The 16,632-nt window shown below is 51.5% G+C and carries 24 protein-coding genes; 4 read left to right on the top strand and 20 right to left on the bottom strand.

Annotation, left to right across the window (positions count from 1 at the left end; all coding sequences use genetic code 11):
* Nucleotides 1-7: 7 nt before the first annotated feature.
* From AC6I8C_RS06805 to AC6I8C_RS06710, 20 genes are all read right to left on the bottom strand, one after another.
* Nucleotides 8-1,312, bottom strand: coding sequence for a phage portal protein (locus tag AC6I8C_RS06805; RefSeq protein ID WP_134160943.1), 1,305 nt, complete (start codon nt 1,310-1,312; stop codon nt 8-10).
* Nucleotides 1,312-3,057: a terminase large subunit gene (locus AC6I8C_RS06800; protein ID WP_497821973.1), complete on the bottom strand. Its 1,746-nt coding sequence runs from the start codon at nt 3,055-3,057 to the stop codon at nt 1,312-1,314. Before AC6I8C_RS06800 ends, AC6I8C_RS06805 begins: the two co-directional genes overlap by 1 nt.
* The gene (locus AC6I8C_RS06795; RefSeq protein ID WP_187495131.1) at nt 3,011-3,475 is read right to left on the bottom strand and encodes a phage terminase small subunit P27 family; all 465 of its coding nucleotides are present in this window, start codon (nt 3,473-3,475) and stop codon (nt 3,011-3,013) included. The genes AC6I8C_RS06800 and AC6I8C_RS06795 overlap by 47 nt, the downstream gene beginning before the upstream one ends.
* A gap of 173 nt (nt 3,476-3,648) precedes the next feature.
* A complete protein-coding gene (locus tag AC6I8C_RS06790; protein ID WP_497821972.1) occupies nt 3,649-3,987 on the bottom strand; it encodes an HNH endonuclease in 339 nt (112 codons plus the stop codon).
* Between the two features lie 137 nt (nt 3,988-4,124).
* Nucleotides 4,125-4,661 (bottom strand): hypothetical protein, encoded by a 537-nt coding sequence (locus AC6I8C_RS06785; RefSeq protein ID WP_279810422.1) that lies wholly within the window; start codon nt 4,659-4,661, stop codon nt 4,125-4,127.
* A gap of 234 nt (nt 4,662-4,895) precedes the next feature.
* On the bottom strand, nt 4,896-5,135 hold the full coding sequence (gene lysC / locus AC6I8C_RS06780; RefSeq protein ID WP_497821971.1) for an Rz1-like lysis system protein LysC: 240 nt from the start codon (nt 5,133-5,135) through the stop codon (nt 4,896-4,898).
* Nucleotides 5,050-5,487, bottom strand: a complete 438-nt coding sequence (locus AC6I8C_RS06775) for an Rz lytic protein (protein ID WP_167431352.1) — start codon at nt 5,485-5,487, stop codon at nt 5,050-5,052. Before AC6I8C_RS06775 ends, lysC begins: the two co-directional genes overlap by 86 nt.
* Nucleotides 5,475-6,107 (bottom strand): glycoside hydrolase family 19 protein, encoded by a 633-nt coding sequence (locus AC6I8C_RS06770; RefSeq protein ID WP_497821970.1) that lies wholly within the window; start codon nt 6,105-6,107, stop codon nt 5,475-5,477. Before AC6I8C_RS06770 ends, AC6I8C_RS06775 begins: the two co-directional genes overlap by 13 nt.
* On the bottom strand, nt 6,091-6,681 hold the full coding sequence (locus AC6I8C_RS06765; protein ID WP_497821969.1) for a phage holin, lambda family: 591 nt from the start codon (nt 6,679-6,681) through the stop codon (nt 6,091-6,093). Before AC6I8C_RS06765 ends, AC6I8C_RS06770 begins: the two co-directional genes overlap by 17 nt.
* A gap of 183 nt (nt 6,682-6,864) precedes the next feature.
* Entirely contained in the window at nt 6,865-7,668 is an 804-nt protein-coding gene (locus tag AC6I8C_RS06760; protein WP_497821968.1) for an antitermination protein Q, read from the bottom strand.
* Nucleotides 7,669-7,688: 20 nt separating this feature from the next.
* The gene (locus AC6I8C_RS06755; RefSeq protein WP_497821967.1) at nt 7,689-8,705 is read right to left on the bottom strand and encodes a DUF968 domain-containing protein; all 1,017 of its coding nucleotides are present in this window, start codon (nt 8,703-8,705) and stop codon (nt 7,689-7,691) included.
* Nucleotides 8,702-9,067, bottom strand: a complete 366-nt coding sequence (locus AC6I8C_RS06750) for a RusA family crossover junction endodeoxyribonuclease (RefSeq protein WP_320503440.1) — start codon at nt 9,065-9,067, stop codon at nt 8,702-8,704. Before AC6I8C_RS06750 ends, AC6I8C_RS06755 begins: the two co-directional genes overlap by 4 nt.
* Nucleotides 9,068-9,075: 8 nt before the next feature.
* Entirely contained in the window at nt 9,076-9,840 is a 765-nt protein-coding gene (locus tag AC6I8C_RS06745) for a hypothetical protein (protein ID WP_320503441.1), read from the bottom strand.
* Nucleotides 9,837-11,159, bottom strand: a complete 1,323-nt coding sequence (locus AC6I8C_RS06740; RefSeq protein WP_497821966.1) for a ParB/RepB/Spo0J family partition protein — start codon at nt 11,157-11,159, stop codon at nt 9,837-9,839. The genes AC6I8C_RS06745 and AC6I8C_RS06740 overlap by 4 nt, the downstream gene beginning before the upstream one ends.
* The gene (locus tag AC6I8C_RS06735) at nt 11,156-11,278 is read right to left on the bottom strand and encodes a hypothetical protein (protein WP_254920038.1); all 123 of its coding nucleotides are present in this window, start codon (nt 11,276-11,278) and stop codon (nt 11,156-11,158) included. The genes AC6I8C_RS06740 and AC6I8C_RS06735 overlap by 4 nt, the downstream gene beginning before the upstream one ends.
* Nucleotides 11,275-11,709, bottom strand: coding sequence for a PerC family transcriptional regulator (locus AC6I8C_RS06730; RefSeq protein ID WP_336998815.1), 435 nt, complete (start codon nt 11,707-11,709; stop codon nt 11,275-11,277). The genes AC6I8C_RS06735 and AC6I8C_RS06730 overlap by 4 nt, the downstream gene beginning before the upstream one ends.
* A gap of 12 nt (nt 11,710-11,721) precedes the next feature.
* A complete protein-coding gene (locus AC6I8C_RS06725; protein WP_497821965.1) occupies nt 11,722-12,615 on the bottom strand; it encodes a conserved phage C-terminal domain-containing protein in 894 nt (297 codons plus the stop codon).
* A complete protein-coding gene (locus tag AC6I8C_RS06720) occupies nt 12,612-12,794 on the bottom strand; it encodes a DUF4222 domain-containing protein (RefSeq protein WP_010245217.1) in 183 nt (60 codons plus the stop codon). Before AC6I8C_RS06720 ends, AC6I8C_RS06725 begins: the two co-directional genes overlap by 4 nt.
* 285 nt (nt 12,795-13,079) lie before the next feature.
* Nucleotides 13,080-13,616 carry a YmfL family putative regulatory protein gene (locus tag AC6I8C_RS06715; protein WP_158131505.1) on the bottom strand — a complete coding sequence of 179 codons (537 nt, stop codon included), beginning with the start codon at nt 13,614-13,616 and terminating at the stop codon, nt 13,080-13,082.
* Nucleotides 13,617-13,641: 25 nt separating this feature from the next.
* On the bottom strand, nt 13,642-13,884 hold the full coding sequence (locus AC6I8C_RS06710) for a hypothetical protein (RefSeq protein ID WP_010245221.1): 243 nt from the start codon (nt 13,882-13,884) through the stop codon (nt 13,642-13,644).
* A 100-nt stretch (nt 13,885-13,984) separates the two neighbouring features.
* Here AC6I8C_RS06710 and AC6I8C_RS06705 point away from each other — a divergent pair, with 100 nt between their 5' ends.
* The 4 genes from AC6I8C_RS06705 to AC6I8C_RS06690 all read left to right on the top strand — a co-directional run bounded on the left by AC6I8C_RS06705 (nt 13,985) and on the right by AC6I8C_RS06690 (nt 16,629).
* A complete protein-coding gene (locus AC6I8C_RS06705; protein WP_497821964.1) occupies nt 13,985-14,671 on the top strand; it encodes a LexA family protein in 687 nt (228 codons plus the stop codon).
* 944 nt (nt 14,672-15,615) lie between these two features.
* Nucleotides 15,616-15,774, top strand: coding sequence for a DUF1317 family protein (locus tag AC6I8C_RS06700; RefSeq protein ID WP_110330201.1), 159 nt, complete (start codon nt 15,616-15,618; stop codon nt 15,772-15,774).
* 10 nt (nt 15,775-15,784) lie between these two features.
* Complete coding sequence (locus tag AC6I8C_RS06695) at nt 15,785-16,228, top strand: hypothetical protein (protein WP_497821963.1); 444 nt, start codon at nt 15,785-15,787, stop codon at nt 16,226-16,228.
* Nucleotides 16,225-16,629: a hypothetical protein gene (locus tag AC6I8C_RS06690; RefSeq protein ID WP_497821962.1), complete on the top strand. Its 405-nt coding sequence runs from the start codon at nt 16,225-16,227 to the stop codon at nt 16,627-16,629. The genes AC6I8C_RS06695 and AC6I8C_RS06690 overlap by 4 nt, the downstream gene beginning before the upstream one ends.
* Nucleotides 16,630-16,632: the final 3 nt, after the last annotated feature.

The raw sequence follows: 16,632 nt of genomic DNA, 5'->3' as shown, positions 1-16,632 counted from the left end.
GATGCTCCTAAGCCGCCTGTTTAAGCGGTGATTGTTCGAAAGGAATGTCCGGGAAAACGGCGTTGTGAACTTCGCGCAACAATGTGGCCCTTGCGGCGGTGCTGTTTTTGCGCAGGTCTTCAAGCGGTGTAAGGTTCAGCTGTACGGTGTAGATATCACCACCTTCAATCGGTGGCAGATTCTCCAGGCGGCGCACGTCATTACGGGACATCCAGCCGTTCTGCAGCGCGGTGGTGTAATAAGCGGAGCGCCCTGCGCTGTCGGCACGCAGCAGACCTTCAACGGAGAACTCAGCAAACAGGTCTTCATCACCGTTCAGCAGGCAACGTGATATCTCCTGTTCAATATTCACCAGCATCGGGCGAAGCGTATTAGTCAGGAACAGAAGGTTCATGCCTTCAACGCTCGACGCCCAGCTGCTCTGCTTATCAACGTGACCAACCATAAACGGCGGCACGCGGAACCAGCGGCAGATTTCCTCAATACTGAATGACCGTGACTCCAGCATCTGAGCATCTTCAGGGTTAAGGGTGATGCCCTGATAGGACATATCACCCTCAAGCACCATCACCTTGCCCGCGTTTTTTGAACCAACGAACCGGTTAAGGTTTTCGCGGTTTTTCTGTCGCTGCTCTTTTGTCAGCAGATTCTTTGACAGAAAGAAGCCTGAAGTCTGAATACCGTTTTCAAAAATTTTTGCGGCTGACTCTTCGACCGCCATCGCTGCGCCAAACACGTCACGACCGGTGCGCATCGGCATCATTCCGCATACGCCATCCAGACCAAATCCCCGGATGTGCATCATGTTTTTAACCGGGATGATGCGCGGCACGCCCTTCTCAGTGTAGGTATACTGCAGTTCGCCGCTGTCGAGCCGCTCAACCTTCATACACTGCGGAAGTAGCGGCACCAGAGAAACCAGTTTGGTGCCGATCATCTTTTTCTCAACGTAGGCATTACCCCGCAGGCAGATGCTGGCAACCACCATCAGCATGAAGCGCGACGGCGTCATTTCGCTGTTCGGACGGCGGCAGAGTAACTGATAGGCCGGATGATTAAGCGCCAGCTTGCGGGAACCGTCAGCTGCTCGCTCGTATACCTTCATCGGCAGGGTTGAAACTGACTCACTCAGCAGACGCACACAGGCCCAGACTGAGGCCAGCGCCAGCGCTTTCTCTGCCGTTACAACCTTTCCGCTGCTGCTTGTGCCGTACCACTCCTGCCAGAATGCAGCATCATTTAGTCCAATCGACTCACCAAGCCAGTTAACAATCGCGCTCTTTATGCGACCCGGCTGTTTTTTTTCCTTCATCAGATACCTACCATGATCGGGTCATCAAAAAAGTCATCAGGATCGCCGCTGTCCACCAGCACCGCGTCCTCTGCTGCGCCGATTGCCATAGCTGAAGCCACCACGCCATCGATACGGCCGGTGCTTTTCTTTTTGGCAAATATGCGGTTGTCCTTCTGGTCAGCCTCAAGCACCGCAGAGGCTGCATTCCAGCGCAGACAGGGATTAGGCCGGATGATGAGCACCCGGTTATTCAGGTGCTCCTCAAACAGCTCAATAGAGCGCGGCATCCACAACCCAGACTCCTGCGCCTTGTAAAAGCCCTGACCATGCGGAACAAGGTCAACACTCACAGACTCGCTTTCCAGCTCTGGCTCCAGATACTTGATGCGATACTGGTCAAACGCGATGCACTTAATATCGTATCTGGCCGCCAGCTCACCGATACGCACCGCCACAAAACCGTAGTTAACCGCCTTACCAGGCGGCGCGTGAATAAAGCCATTACGCAGCCAGGCGTCATAGGGAACGTGGTCAGTTTTGGCACGCTCCAGCAGAGAATCTTTCGGCGTCCAGAACTCAACTAAAAGCTTTTTGGATTTCGGAAAGTAAAGCGCCAGCGCTGTCAGGTCGCGTGACCCGGACAGGTCCAGACCGCCATAGCACTCTTCACCCGCTAAATCCTCCGGATCAAAGTCCTGTTCGCAGTTCATCCAGGTGTCGCTGTCAATCCACGGATCAGACGCTTCCACCCACTGGCAGAAGTTCAGGCGTCGGACAATGCTCTCTTTTGATGGCATGCCGCGAGCCTGCGTCACCTGCTCCCGCAAGTATTTATCCGTGAAGGTCTGACCCAGCGACGGGTTAGCTTTACCCCAGCATGTTTCATCTTTAAACGGGTCGTCGCCCTCATCCAGCGAACAGATGAAGCTGAAAAAGCTGTCATCGACCAAATCACCGGCTGCCACCTTGCGACCGTATTCGTGATATTCGAAACAGACACTGGTTTTATCGTGGCCGCTGTTGGTAATGAGGAACATCAGCGCCTGACGGCGGCCCTTTGTACCGGCGCGCATCATCTCAACAACGGCGTTTGTTTTGTGCTCATGCACTTCGTCAATCAGTGCGCCATGCGGGCGCGGGCCTGACTGACCATCATCAGAGCTGATCGGCTTAAAGAAAGAGCCTGTCTGCAGGAACGCAAGGTTCCACACATTAAGCCCGGTGCCGGATTTGGTGATGCGCTGTGCCAGCGCGGGCGACTGATCGACCATCGTTACCGCATCGCGGAACAGGATCATCGCCTGGTCTTTCTTCGTGGCCGCCGCGTAAACTTCGGCGCGGGGCTCTTTGTCTGCCATCAGCAGGTAAAGACCAACTCCGCCTGCTAGTGGCGATTTACCCGAACCCTTACCGGACTCGATATAGCTCATGCGAAAGCGGCGCGTGCCGTCTTCCGCTTTCCAGCCGAACAGGGAGCCAACAATGAAACACTGCCACGGCAGCAGGATGAAAGGTTTCCCCTCATGCTCACCGCCATTCAGCTTCAGAACCTGAGCAAAGAAGTTAACAACGCGCGTTACAGCTTCAACATCCCAGAACAGTCCACGCTTTGGCCCTTCTTCCAAATCCCGGATGTGGCGGGCGCATGCAGCGCGGATATCTGGCCCGGCAAGAACAGCCCCGCTTGTAACGTCCATTGCATACTGCGTCGCCGGATCAACCGAAGAACTGGTTGAGCGGGTCTTCTTCTTTTTCTCCACCATTCACGTTCACCTTTGACCGGGCAGCCGGTGTAAGGCCGAACTCTACCAGGTAGCTTTTGAAGCGCCGGTCTGCATCAGCCAGCATTGAAACAGCCGGGTTGGCTTTAATCAGAAATCCGCCATCGGTCTGGACCGTATAGGTTCTGCCTTCATCAGCAATCGTGATCCGCAGCTGAAGAATGTCGGCGTAGATATCGCAGAGCCTTTCCAGTGCCAGCACATCGGCAACGGTCAGCACGCCCATTCCGTCAAGAAGAACGGTCAACTTTCCCCACGCAACCTTTCCCCAATCGGTGAGGTGTGATGGCGGACTCGGGATTTCTCTCGCGGGTGCAGGCTCTTTGTCGTTAAGTTTTCGCTTGCCCGGATTGCCGGTAACGACCTTAAGGTGGGTCGGCTTTGGTCGTCTTCCGGCCATAAAAACCTCCCAGAAAAAAACTTTTCATTTCGCGGTTGTGCATAAAAAGGGGGGCGGGCGGTCAGGAGGTCGCTGTCCCCTGAAGTCTGATCCCACCCTCCCCCATGATGATTGATAATCTTTCTCATTTGAGCTGTTGACCTACTCGCCCACATGACAAATGAGATGCATTCTTATTTGCGCCAATGGGATGCGGGACTGAGCGGCAGGCCGTTCTCATCGCAACCGATGACGTGACCGCGCTTCTCTTCGCGCTGCTTGGTCGAATCATGATGCTGCTTGCAAAGAGGCTGCCAGTTGGCCTTGTCCCAGAAAAGCTTCTGAGCCTTCGCTATCTCATCCTGCTTGCCGCCGTTGATGGCTTCTTTCAGCCTGTGAGGCTTGATGTGGTCAACGACAGCAGCCGCAACTGCCCTGCCCTGCCGGTGGCACATCGCGCAGAGAGGGTGAGACTTCAGGAATGAAAGCCTGGCTTTATCCCAGCGGCTGTTGTAGATGCGTGGCTCAGACATCAGAATTTCCTACTGGTTAATCGTGATACATTCTCGGCAATGGTGAGTCCACCATCCGATAATTCATTGTGTTTATGCTGAAAATTGAACTCATTAAATGCAGTTTTCAGCACAAAATAAAAACCGCCCGTAGGCGGTTAGTCCATATGCTTAGCTATTTCATTCCGAAGAATTTCCAATAACACTTCCATCTTGTCCCTAAACAGGTTGGATGCATCTGATACTAAGTTGAAACAGGAAGAATCAGTGATCTTGCCTCTCTCATGCTGGAAGCCAATATCAACGGCTTTGTCTCTTACTTTGATGACATCATCATAAGCGGGCTTAATTTGCGGGTAATAGATTCTTAATATACTTAGCATCATCTCAACATTGAATTTATCTTTATCTTTATCATTCAATACTAACTCGCTAACTTGCATTCTGGTCAACTTACCAGCTGCAACTCTCAAGATGTTATGCTGATAGTTGCTTACTTTTAGCGACCATTTAGATAACAGCAAGTAAAGTTCCTCACCTTTCTCAAGCATTAGTTTTCTTTTTTCTTTCCTTAAATCATGATCCATTTGAAGCTTAAGCCGCTTGTCATTCCACTTGTTAGAGTAAATATTCAAAACAAATGAAGCTCCGAATCCCAGAAAAGCGGTTATTACAGGTAATAAGGTCTGAAGCATAAACGGGCCCCTTGACGAAATGATAATCATACGTCTGCTGGCGCAATTATCCAACAATACAGAGTGGCAACCCGTTACCTCTTTTTGGAGATTTTCATCATCAGGCGCACTCGTAAATGCGCCTTGTGATGCTTACCTGAACCCTTCAGCCATCATCATGAGAACAAAGACGATGAACGATGACAATGCAATGCCTTTCGCCAACTCTATAAGCCTCATCATTTTGGTTTCCTGCTAATGCTGAAGCCTGGATGATTCGATGCGCCGAATGGCTGCCCGGTCGATATTGCACTGCCCCAGCACGCCATAAAGCTCTGCATTTAACGCCACGCTGTCACCGAACGTCATATCCTGTGATGGCGCTGGCACGTCAATCTGACTGGTAAGTTCAGCCGGAAGGCTTAGCTGTGGCTGTTTTATTGTCCGGTACTCCACCAGCGGCTTTTGCTGCGTCGCGCAACCGGTCAGCAGCATCAGGGGGAACAGGAGCAACAGCACACTTGTCCGCCGCAAGGTAACGCTTAATTTCATTCTGTAGTTTCCGGTTCTGCTGGGCTGTTACGGCACGCTGCTCTGTAACCTGACTCATGACATCGTTTTGCTGCTTAACGGCTGTTACCAGCTCAGTGACGCTTGATGCCAGGCCATCGTTCTTAGAGCGAAGATCGTTAATCTGCTCATCTTTACTGTTTGCCAGCTTCTCAAGCCTGTCGTTCGTTGCCTTCAGCTGTGAATTACTGGCGTTCAGTCCCCACAGCGCCACGCAGATAAGACCGATGATGACTAGGCCTGAATTGTTTCGGATAAAGCCGATTACGTTGAACATAGAATCCCCTTAGATTTTGATAAGCGGGATTTCCGGTCGTCCAGACCATTGGTGCCACCATTAATGACTCTGGTGATGCGGGTAACATCATCAGAGTCTGCCAGCTCGTTTAATCCGTGATTCTTCCACCATGCTGCTGCTGACATCGCAGCAAAGCGATAGCCCAGCAATAAATCAGGGTTTGCCACTACATCAGCGCCCAGCTGTATAACCAGCGCTTCATAGTTCGCCTTGCCGGTGATCTGAATCAGACCTCGACCGCGATAGCGGTAACCATCTCCCGAACCAACATCACCATTACCGTTGCGGTTTGCGTAAATGATGCTGGCGATCATCTTCTGGTTAGCTGGGTGCATCGCATTACGACCATAAGCGCGGGCCTGTTCGGCAGTGATGCGCTTGCCAAACATTGCGGTCAGGGCGTTCTCGCTATAGTTCAGCCCTTCTTCAACCTTCAGGAACCCGGCTGACTCATGCCCCGTCTGCGCCAGAAAGTGGGCCTGCCGTAATGGCGTGCTTATCTGGAAGGCTGAGAGGCTTGCCGCTATATGTGGATACCAGGTATCACGCAGAGAATTACTTACGCCGGTGGCACGCTGAAAACTACTGGCTGTCAGCATTACTGTCTCCCAATCGCTTATCTATCTGGCGGCGTATCTTCGTTGACACGTAGTCCACACCGAGGAAGCCAAGGAAGACCGCAGCAACCCGCGTAATGTCTTCACTGAAGTGCCAGTTGAACACCGAGCCAATTACCTGAAGGCTTGGCTGTAGGAAGAAGGCGAAGACGCTGCACATCGCTGCATCAAGCAGGCGGCGTGACCATGCGTCTTTGCCAACGTAAGTGGCTCTGAGAATCGCCATGACTCCGGCAAGACCCGCATAGCCGGTTTCGTTTTTGTGGGCGTAAAGCCAGGCAATCAGGCTTGCCCAGAACCCAACGTCTTTGTCCGGCATGCGTTTCATCCTCACCTCCGATAATTGGCAGGTGCTGTCGGTAGTCAGAAGAAAATTGCGCAACGCCACGGTGTCAAAAGTGTGTGTGGAGACTGATTGGCGTGCGCAAAAACGAAAAAAGGCCGCTCTTTGGCGACCTCTTTGAATGGGAACCCTGACGCAATAGCGGTAACTGCCTTGCCCGTCGGCAACAGGGGTAATTTTTCTATCCCTTGTAAGGGATAATTTTTTATTCATCCCTTACAAGGGATAAGCCAATAAAAAAGCCCCGCCAGCTGGTGAGGCTGCGAGGCTTTCGGACATCCACTTGATATGCAACTGACCCGCCATCAGCGAACCAGATAATTCTTTTTAGTGCGGAAGACTCATAAAATCCCCACTATGAGGAGATATTAATCCATTCCCGGACAAAAGCAACAGTTATCTTTGGCTGGGGAATCTTTCATTTCCTGTGATTTTCTGAAAGGTCTGGTCAGCGTGAGACTCTTCCTGCTCTAATTTAGCCACCAGCGCATCAAAGAAAGGCTTCCAGTTGCGGTTCCAGGTTCTCTCCTGCAGGTCAGGAATCAGCACCCGGATGGCTCTGAAAGCTTTTGTACCGGGCGAACGAGCAAAGCCTCTGCCACCACACCGATCACAATTCTTCTCAACGATGGAATTAGTCTGCCTGGACATCTCGATATCACGCACGCGGCCAGTACCGTTGCACCGGCACCGCTCTGTCACTGCGCCCTTGCCGTGACATGTCACGCACATTTTTTCCAGCGTCTCCAACCGGTATTTTGGAGGAACGTAATTATCGTTATCAGGCGTTGAGCAGCCAGGGTGAATCATCACATGCTCAATGCTGTTCATAATGCCACGGCCATCACAGTCGGGGCATGAGTGGGTAGTTGATGCAGAGCGGACATAATCTTCATATGCCAGCTTGGATAGAACTCTGATACAGGAAGGCAACTTTGAGCCAGCTGCTTTCAGAACGAGCTTTGGTGTTATGCGCCGGGCATGCACCATAAGCAGACCTATGACGCGATCTTTATCCCCTTCGCTGACCCCGGACTTAGCCAGAACGGCTGCAATCCCCATAGGAGACTTTGACTGGCACATCCCGATAGCGGCCATCAGGTCTGTACCCGTAAGCCCCTCACTTCCCGTAGAACGGGATGAGTCACTAATCTGGAGGCTCTTCGGATTGAAGTGCTTCAGCGCTGATTCAATTTTCATGCTCACCTTCTCCACACACTTTATTTTTTGTCTGTCCCAATCACTCCGACTGCAATCGCGTGATCGAGGAACCTGAACAGCAGCTCTATCTGACTGCCGTATTTCGCTTCAAACGCTCTCATATCCCGGTGCAGTTCATCGTGATGCGCTCTGCATAGCGGTATCACAAATAAATCATGCGCCTTCGTTCCCATTCCCCCCTGTCCGTGTCCAATGATGTGATGAGGATCGTCAGCCTGTATGCCGCAACATGCGCAAGTCTGCGACTTTACCCATCGTGTGTATTTCTCACTTTCCCAGCGCTTACGCTTGGGGCGCTTCATGAATGATTCTGGTGATTCCGGGTCGGTGCGCAGATCGATTATCTTTTTGACCAACTGAGCAGCATCCTGAATCACCTCACACGCCGGTCGCACCGGAACAATGCGGGCCTCTTTCAGCTCGCCGCTATGGATACTTTCTTTCGGCATGCGCAGAACGCGCCGCGCCGGTGCCTCCGGTATCAGGTCAATCACATCATTCAGGGTTGCCCACCAGCACAGTTCCGGCAGGGTCAGTTGATGGTCACCGTTTAGCGCCATCTGGCTGCATGCCGCCCTGATTATCCAGAGTGCGGTGTTACCTTTGGCGATGTTCTCCAGGCTACCGGGTATGCCGTTTTCCCTGAACTCATTATCGTGGCTATAGCAAAGAGACACCAGGCCGTTTTCGATTTCTGACACTGTGAATTCATGGTGATGCCACACTCCCAGCTGCTCCCACTGGCAGCACCCGAAAGACTGGACGAAGGATGCCAGCGCATTCGGTCCACCAGCAGCCTTTATCACGCGTTCGTGACTGAAGAAGGGAATCAGTGAGGGCTCATCAAGTAACGGCTGTGTGCCGTCATTCAGCCGCCCCGATGGCAGGTCTGCCATATCCATTGTCGGTGTGCTGATCACAACCCTGCCCTTAAACAGCTTCAACAGGTCTGGTCCTGGCTTCAGCAACACAATCCCGGTGCGCGGTGCTACCTCTGGCGTAAGTAATGCTCTCATGCGGCCACCACTTCAAAAGGCGTGATCGTTACTTCGGCCTTACCCTTCTTCGTCGTTGCGCCCCACTCTACCGAGAATCGCTTTATCTGACTGTCGTCGCCCCACACACCGGCATGAGTAAGGCTGTCGAATAATGCTTTGAGATAGTTATCAAGATCACGCTGGCGCTTGTCTGGCGGGAACAGCAGCACACTCACTTCAACATTCACTGTAATCGGCTGCGGTCTGCGTTTAAGTTGTTCCGTGACGGCGGCCAGCGCATTGGAGCGGAAACAGCGCCCGGAGGCGCTGATCAATACTCCCTTTCTGGTGTTACGCCAGTACGTGTTAACGCTTGGCGGGAAAGGCAATGTAAGTTTCATATTTCTCCCTACACCGCCAACTGAAACTGCATGTTAAACCGGTCCCGTTGCTCGCAGTAATTCAATGAGCCAAGGCTGTTGTGTGACTCGATGCGTTCGACCATCAGTGCAGCGCGAGTCTCTTTTGATGCCGGGGCATACGCTCCTGACCATGCCTTATCGATACCAATATTTCTGGCAACGTTAGTGCTGTCAGCGCTCGCCAGCGGTAGTTTGGTGAAAATTAGAGGATTGAGCATGCGCAGGCCGTGAAGCTTGGCGATGGGCTGACCGAACTCATCTGTAACGTGACGAATAAGGTCTTTCATACGCGCTACAGCAAGGTTGGGACGCTTAACGTCGTACTCTCCGCAACTACCGATCGCTACGCGCGGATACTCATTGCAAAGCCGGATGAATCGATCATCGCTCTCGTTCATGTGCCATACCGGTACGCCAGAGGAAATTCCGTGAGGCCACTCATCAATAAGTGCATCGTTCTCAGACTCATCACCGTTGATTACGTCAGGAATAATGGCGAAATCACAACCAGGATGATTCAACCATTTTTTCGCCCATTCATAGTACGGCCCCCAGCCCTTAAAAGTGCTCTTTCCCTTTTCAGCGCGCTTCCATTCGGGATATGCACCGTTATCAAGAAAGAACGATTGGCAGTACTCTGCAGCCAGATTAATTTGCCCTGGGTTTGCAAATGAAATGCAGGCGTGCCGCCCTTTCCATGCCCGAATGGCACATGTATCAGGTGTTATAGGTCCACCATGGTAATGGATCATGCAACCCTCCCAGCCAAAGCGGGCAGTTCTTTAATTGCCTGACGCAGCATGCGGATGTTTGTCCAGCAATCACGGTTAGTCTGCTCCACCAGCGCGATAAACTCCTGAACCGTGCACGGCCTGTCCTGGCGAACGTCAATCAGCACCGCGGAAAAACGCTGCAACTGTTCCTTTGCCAGCTCTGGATCATCGTACTGCTCTGACACCCACAACTTCAGTTCAAGATCGTCATGATGCTCTTTGATGAGGCGCACCGCTTTAGCAATGGTCTCTGCCGGAACTGTCACACAGGTAGGGTTCTCAACGGAGTCCGCCGCCCAGGTATGCGCGTACTTTGATTCGCTGTAGGTGTACTCAGCTTTCATTTTGAACGCGGCAACTACGCACGCCCAAGCTTCAACACCGCTTTGCTCAAGGATTTCGTGTTTTAGAAGCGGCAGGTCATCACCATCGCCGTTCTCTGACTTAACCGGGGCCGGTTGTTCGCTTACTGATTGAGTCACGCCGTAGTGCTCTTTGGCGATCAGGATAATATCCATCAGCTCAGCCGCCTGCAGGTCAGTTTCAAACGTCAGCGTAATGCGGGCGCCCTCATCGCTCTGTTCTGTCTGAGAATGTTTAGCAATCAGTTCTGCAAGCTTACGTGCCTGGGCAGCACTGAACTGCGGCATAGCATCGGTCTTAGTCAGTTTCTTCTTCCCTGCCGCTTTCGCCTTCTGCATCTGCTCCTGAGCAATGGATGAGGCTTTAACGCCATGTTCGCGCTGCAGGGCTACTGCTGTGGTTGCGGCCACTTCACCGGACTTCACCATCTCAATCAGAGGTTCGCCAACGGTCAGCAGCTGCAGGTGCTGTTCAACGTCGGTGATCGAACGTTTCACTTTAGCGGCAATCTCCGCTGGCTCTAATCCTTGATTAACGAGGCGCTGATAGGCGGCTGCACGTTCCAGCGGCAACAGGGCGCGGCCCTGACTACTGGTGACCATGAACGCAACGCTGTCCGCCTCACTCCCCACGAAGTCTTTGCACTCAAGGCGCAGCGTATAGCCCGCTTCCTGAGCCAGCTTCGCACCGTAATAGCGGTGATGGCCATCGATGATCTTAATGCCCTTTTCGGTGACCTTCACAGCCAGCGGAGGCACGTGTTCACCAGCGATAAAGGCGTCGCGGAACTCCTCGACATGAGTCTGATCGATATCACGTATGTTGTAATTAGTTTCCACATACAGCTCATCAACGCCCAGCAGGTAGGTTTTGCGGGTGGTGATATCGGTATCGCTATTTTTCTTGTCGTCGTAAATGCGCGCTAATGTGCTCATGCTGTGGTCAGCTCCCATGTCAGGACAATAATCAGGGCGGCAATCATCACCGCTGCGGTGCGGATGGCCTGGTAGAAAATCTCATTGCGTTGGTAGTGGCTCTTCAGGTGCGCTTTCATTGGCGATCCTCACTCAGGAAGCTTTCGCCAATACGGCCTGTATCAAGTCCGCCATAGCTGCCACAGTTAAGTGAGCCTCTTGCGGCACAGCGGTCGCAGTTCTCTTTGGCTTCATTGCGGGATGCATCGAACCGGGCCACCAGCATCGCTTCACGCCAGACCTGTGCAGCACGCAGCCAGAACCCTTTAGCCTCCAGTTCGGTAGCCTGCTTCGCCAGCTGGCGATGCTTTTCGCTCTCTTCTGGCACCGGCGCGGTGTTGATCGAATAACTCCAGTCGCTGGCACGCTTGAGAGTCCCTCTGGTGAAAAGCGGTTTGATAAAGCGCTTCACTGAGGTCTCATGCAGGCCGGTAAGCTTGCAGAGTTCGCGCACCTTCAGCGGGCCATTGCGGGTAATCAGTTCAAGAATTTTTGATTCGTGGTTGATCATGATTATCTCCCGTTATCCGCGAAAGCCGTGAGGCACTGAGCTGTCAGGCTGCGGAATGACAGTGATATCCCGCTGCATGTTGCGCTTCAGGGCATTCCATTCAGAGCGCGGCGGGCGACCGGCCTTATCCCATTTGGCAGCAGACTGCAGATAGCCAGGCAGGTTGCCGGGGATGAACAGAGTTTTGGGACGCATGTACTGGTATTCCTCAGTGCCTTCCCAGTGGGCGTGTTTGTAATCCACCACCAGGCAAAGCTCTTCCACCGTAAATGCATCTTTCAGCCGGGATTTGATGTGACCCATCGACGACTGCGCCTCTGTGTGCTTAGCGCCAGTAACTTTGTTCAGGTGGCGTAAGACTTCCCGAGAACGATTAACCAGGGACCACTCATCGTCTGGTTGCGTCGCAACCTGACAAGAAGGGGTTGTTGTAATCTCTGTAGTATTCTCTGTTGTAATCTCTGTAAGACGAGGGCAATTTGCCCCAATCGATGGGGTTAAAATGCCATTATCGATAGGTGCAGCTTGCCCTTTTCGATGAGTGCAACTTGCATCCTTCGATGAGGGCAATTTGCCCTCATCGGCCAACAGTGGGTTTGCGTGGTTAATTGCGTAAAAATTGGTGCGATCATGTTGAGTCTTTTTCAGCTGCTCAACATAGATGAGCCCGCTTTTCTTAAGCGAGGTCAGAGCACGTTTAACTGTATCTGAAGACCACCATGGGAATTGCTCATTCCAGTCTTCAATGGTGTTGTAAATCCAGCGTTTGCCGTCATGCTCAACACCTGAAGTGGTGTCCTCCAGCCAGTAACAAATCTGTTGCAGCACAATGGCCTCATTCAGCCCAATACGCTGCGCAAGGGCTGGACTAATGACCAGAGGCTTAACCTTAAGCAATAAACTCATGACGCCACCTTCCTGAACTTCTGACTGAACAGAACGCGGGGCTGCATGCATGGATGCGGATAGTTGGGGCGCATGTAAATCACGCGATGATTAACCACGTCTACACCAACCGTCTCCACAACCACGCCGCGCGGGTCTTTGTAGCGTTCAACCCAGGGTTTAATGATCTCGTTTTCCATCAATTCACACCTAACTGCGCCGGACGGCTGTAGAAAGTCTTCCACGCGGACTCAACTACCAGACGAGTAGTTGTCTGGTAGTTGTTAGGGCCACCAGCTGTCGGTATGATTTGCTCATAGACAGGGACGCCAGCGATAACACGGCAACGGAATTGCCGAACTGCTTTGGTTTGGCTTACAATGGACATGCGATTGATTCTCCACACACGTTGATTTAGTCGCGACCGACGCTCAGGGCTGCAATCCCTGGGCGTCAATTTTTTGGGGCTTAAAAAACTTTTCATTTCAAATGTCCTGCACTTCGATCTGCACGCCTGAGGCATCAATCTTCCTGCCGTTCGCCACGAACATATCTACAGAATGCTCAGCAACACCGACGCCATACAGCGCCATGAAACCCAGAAAGCCATGAATCTGATGGCGCATTTTGGTGTGGAACAATGCGGACAGGGTTTTGCGCTCTTTGCTGTCGATCACACCGTCAGACGCTGCGGCAATTTTGGCTATCGCTAACTCACCAGCTGCTGCGCTCGCTTTCATCTCGATGTCATACAGATCGACCTTATCCACCTCTTTCACTGCGGATACATCCACCAGCAACTTTCCGTGACGTGTCGCGAAAAAGTCTGCCAGGCATGCAGTGCCGGATAACTCTTCCATTTTCATGAGCTCATCAAGGGTGAAGAAACGACTGCCACACTTGCGGTACATGTGGTTGTGAAACTGATCGATGGTCATACCTAAGTCATCAGCCATACCTAAACGACCTGCTTTGTGTGCTTTGCACATCAGTCGGATTGCTGTGTTGATTGTGTCTACCATTTCTTATCGTCCGTTGTAGTTACGGTCATGCCGCAGTAGCTTTAGAATTCAATTCCGGCCAAATTTTCATCCAGTCAGCTGGGTGAAGGTCTTTCCTGCTAACTACACCAGCTGAGTGAATTTCGATGAGAACAGACAATGCCGGACCGAGCTTCTGCCCTTTGCTAATTGCCTTGCGGAGATATTCAATCGTGGTCTCGCATTTGACGGCGAACTCTCGTTGTCTACCCAGCGCAAGGCCATTCAGATACGTTCTTAACGTTTCCATGGAGCCTCCTGTTGTTGATGATGAGAGTATACCTGCAAGTATATTTTATTCAATACCTGAAGGTCATTTACCTGTGAGTAATTTTTCGTATGATCCGGGTATGAAAATCGATACCGACAAAGACGTTTTTGAAATCCGGCGACTTAAGCTTCAGGAGCTTGTTGACAGATTCGAGACACAAAAGAAATTTGCTGAAGCGGCAGGCCTTGATGCGACTGTTGTTTCTCGGATGCTTTATCCACCAGGAAAAGCGAACAAACGAAATATCGGTGAACAATCAGCTCGCCAGATTGAAGAATCACTAAAATTAAGTCGTGGGTGGCTGGATGGATTAGCGAAGTCTGCCGAATCCAACGTCACCTATGTAGGCCCGAATGAACCTAAAGGAAGCTTCCCAGTGATAAGCTGGGTAAGTGCAGGACAATGGATGGAAGCGATAGAGCCTTATCACCCCAAGGGTGTAGACCGTTGGTATGAAACAACCGTTGATTGTTCAGAGAATTCATTCTGGCTTGATGTTAAGGGTGACTCGATGACAGCACCTGCTGGGCTTAGCATTCCTGAAGGTATGGCCATACTTATTGATCCGGAAATTGAAGCGAGGAATGGCAAGTTGGTCGTTGCCAAACTTGATAGTGAGAATGAAGCAACTTTCAAAAAGCTGGTAGTCGATGCAGGTCGTAAATTTTTGAAACCACTTAATCCTCAATACCCTATGACTGAAATTGATGGCAATTGCCGAATCATTGGTGTTGTTGTTGATGCAAAAGTTACCAACCTTCCTTAACCACTCATAAGCCCTTTCGATGACCCGGCAATTGCCGGGTTTTTTGTTTCCTGCTCCCGCCACTATAAAAATAAATCTCTATAACTTTCAATTAAATATACCCACAAGTACAATTACTTTACCTTTGAGTATTTACTATCCATATACTCGTAAGTATATTTAGCTCATCGAATGCTTGCGGGGTATACCGTGAAAATGATTAAGAACATGTCGAACACTTCGGTTCGGGACCTGATTACGTTTTTGAGGCTCTTCCCAGATGCTGATGTTGTCTGTTGTGGTGATGCCGGTGTGGTGAGTGTGCAGTGTGATGTTGAAAACGTGGTTCGCGGACCAGCGTTTTAAGAGTACGGAATTGCTGTGTTGGCGGTTACTCATGAGGGTTTGTTTAACCGCCCTTTTTTAAAAAGATTAGAGCAAGCCTCGCTGAAAGAATTTTTGAAAGTTCTTTGAACGAGACTGGATGGCTTACTACTTCAAGACGGTCTCAATAAATGTCCACCAAGTAGCGGTACTGCTACCGATATTAGCGGCGACAAGACTATGCAAACGGTAAAGGTCGTTAAAACTCGTTAGGCCGATGAGTTCAGATGGCAATAAAGAACTGACAGCCGGGAAAGACCGGCACACAACAGGAAAGAGCATTTGGAGGCGCAGTATTAAGCCGTTGATGAATGCTCTATCCGTTGTGGTGAATGCGGCCAGCGCGCGCGGAAGACTGACAAAGATTGCACACAGTCTAAGAGTTTCCGCTCTGGTGTTTGTCAGTCTGGCCAGAGCACCGGGAGGCACCCGGCACCGCAGCAACCTTTCAAGTGTGTGGAGTAATCGGGCTGTGGGTTATTGCAGTAACCCACCAGCCAACTTAAACGAATCCCAAAAGTTTTTTATTGCCATCACTGGCAAGGGATTCATGCAACCAAAAATCGTGTGTGGAGAGTTTCATGGAAAAGCCGAACGACCATATAACCGTAGGCATCATCACCCTGCCCTATAGCCATATCCTGAACGGTTGGATATTGCCTGACGGCTCGGTAGTCACCAATCCAATTAAGGCGCAAAACGAAGCTGAGCGCCTTAACAGCACCATCACCATTCACTGAGGGCGATGACATGCATCATTTCAAATCTAATAAAGAAGTCGTCGCTGCCGGCCACCAGTTCGCTAAGAACATCGGGATGGATACTCCTCTGATCGAAATGGCAAAGATGGTGACTGAGCTGTCGTCGCGTCTCGACGTTGCCACCGTTCGCGCCAATCTGATGGCTGCAGAGGTTCTGCGCATTAACAGCGTGCTACCTGACACCATTTCAGCCCTACAGGCTGCAGGCGCAGACCTGACGCTGATTGATGACCTGAATGCAGCACTTGCTACACCAGCCTGCGACCAGTGGATTCGCACGCTGCGCGGTGAAGCACTCGGTGAGGCACGCCGGGCTGTAGCAACTATGGGTAATCAACAGCTGCCAGGCACCATACAAGCGATCAACATCCTTTCCCAAATGGAAATGGATTTACTCCGCGCACGTACGGTAACGCTGAAGGTGGTGTCATGAAAAAAGTCGCCCACTTTCGCCGCAGTAATGGCCCAAATGCCGGTTTCAGCGAAAAGCTGGCCTGGCAGTTATCCAAAGGCCCGGCAACGGGTCGTGATCTGGCAGAACGTCTCGGTATGACTCTGAGTGAGTTCAACCGTTTGGTTCTTCACATCATGCGCCGCGGTGGTGAAACACTTCAGGTTGAGGCATCCAATCAGGTCTGTCTCGGTGGCGGCTCCATTGACCGCACTTACACCCTGGTCAGAAATCCGCGCCGTGTTGCTCCCCCGCCATGTAAGCCAATGGTGATCAACCACAGCAACGACCGTTCTGAAGAGGCTATTAAGCGCCATCGTGAAGCAGCTGCTCGCCGTGCTCGTCTGATTGCCAGCGGGCTGTATCTGGAATGCATGGGTTAAGGA

The organism is Pantoea sp. X-Soil-YNGN-844, assembly GCF_059730595.1.
The sequence above is the reverse complement of the archived record's forward strand: the minus strand, read 5'-3'. Positions and strand labels throughout refer to the sequence as shown.

Coding starts and splice junctions, on each gene's coding strand:
- AC6I8C_RS06745 (WP_320503441.1), bottom strand. CDS start 9,840: ATGATCCATTACCATGGTGGACCTATAACACCTGATACATGTGCCATT.
- AC6I8C_RS06740 (WP_497821966.1), bottom strand. CDS start 11,159: ATGAGCACATTAGCGCGCATTTACGACGACAAGAAAAATAGCGATACC.
- AC6I8C_RS06760 (WP_497821968.1), bottom strand. CDS start 7,668: ATGAAAATTGAATCAGCGCTGAAGCACTTCAATCCGAAGAGCCTCCAG.
- AC6I8C_RS06795 (WP_187495131.1), bottom strand. CDS start 3,475: ATGGCCGGAAGACGACCAAAGCCGACCCACCTTAAGGTCGTTACCGGC.
- AC6I8C_RS06710 (WP_010245221.1), bottom strand. CDS start 13,884: ATGGAAACGTTAAGAACGTATCTGAATGGCCTTGCGCTGGGTAGACAA.
- AC6I8C_RS06755 (WP_497821967.1), bottom strand. CDS start 8,705: ATGAGAGCATTACTTACGCCAGAGGTAGCACCGCGCACCGGGATTGTG.
- AC6I8C_RS06785 (WP_279810422.1), bottom strand. CDS start 4,661: ATGCTTCAGACCTTATTACCTGTAATAACCGCTTTTCTGGGATTCGGA.
- AC6I8C_RS06765 (WP_497821969.1), bottom strand. CDS start 6,681: ATGAATAAAAAATTATCCCTTACAAGGGATAGAAAAATTACCCCTGTT.
- AC6I8C_RS06705 (WP_497821964.1), top strand. CDS start 13,985: ATGAAAATCGATACCGACAAAGACGTTTTTGAAATCCGGCGACTTAAG.
- AC6I8C_RS06725 (WP_497821965.1), bottom strand. CDS start 12,615: ATGAGTTTATTGCTTAAGGTTAAGCCTCTGGTCATTAGTCCAGCCCTT.
- AC6I8C_RS06805 (WP_134160943.1), bottom strand. CDS start 1,312: ATGAAGGAAAAAAAACAGCCGGGTCGCATAAAGAGCGCGATTGTTAAC.
- AC6I8C_RS06690 (WP_497821962.1), top strand. CDS start 16,225: ATGAAAAAAGTCGCCCACTTTCGCCGCAGTAATGGCCCAAATGCCGGT.
- AC6I8C_RS06790 (WP_497821972.1), bottom strand. CDS start 3,987: ATGTCTGAGCCACGCATCTACAACAGCCGCTGGGATAAAGCCAGGCTT.
- AC6I8C_RS06715 (WP_158131505.1), bottom strand. CDS start 13,616: ATGGTAGACACAATCAACACAGCAATCCGACTGATGTGCAAAGCACAC.
- AC6I8C_RS06735 (WP_254920038.1), bottom strand. CDS start 11,278: ATGAAAGCGCACCTGAAGAGCCACTACCAACGCAATGAGATTTTCTAC.
- AC6I8C_RS06770 (WP_497821970.1), bottom strand. CDS start 6,107: ATGCTGACAGCCAGTAGTTTTCAGCGTGCCACCGGCGTAAGTAATTCT.
- AC6I8C_RS06800 (WP_497821973.1), bottom strand. CDS start 3,057: ATGGTGGAGAAAAAGAAGAAGACCCGCTCAACCAGTTCTTCGGTTGAT.
- AC6I8C_RS06775 (WP_167431352.1), bottom strand. CDS start 5,487: ATGTTCAACGTAATCGGCTTTATCCGAAACAATTCAGGCCTAGTCATC.
- AC6I8C_RS06695 (WP_497821963.1), top strand. CDS start 15,785: ATGCATCATTTCAAATCTAATAAAGAAGTCGTCGCTGCCGGCCACCAG.
- AC6I8C_RS06700 (WP_110330201.1), top strand. CDS start 15,616: ATGGAAAAGCCGAACGACCATATAACCGTAGGCATCATCACCCTGCCC.
- AC6I8C_RS06730 (WP_336998815.1), bottom strand. CDS start 11,709: ATGATCAACCACGAATCAAAAATTCTTGAACTGATTACCCGCAATGGC.
- AC6I8C_RS06750 (WP_320503440.1), bottom strand. CDS start 9,067: ATGAAACTTACATTGCCTTTCCCGCCAAGCGTTAACACGTACTGGCGT.
- lysC (WP_497821971.1), bottom strand. CDS start 5,135: ATGCTGCTGACCGGTTGCGCGACGCAGCAAAAGCCGCTGGTGGAGTAC.
- AC6I8C_RS06720 (WP_010245217.1), bottom strand. CDS start 12,794: ATGGAAAACGAGATCATTAAACCCTGGGTTGAACGCTACAAAGACCCG.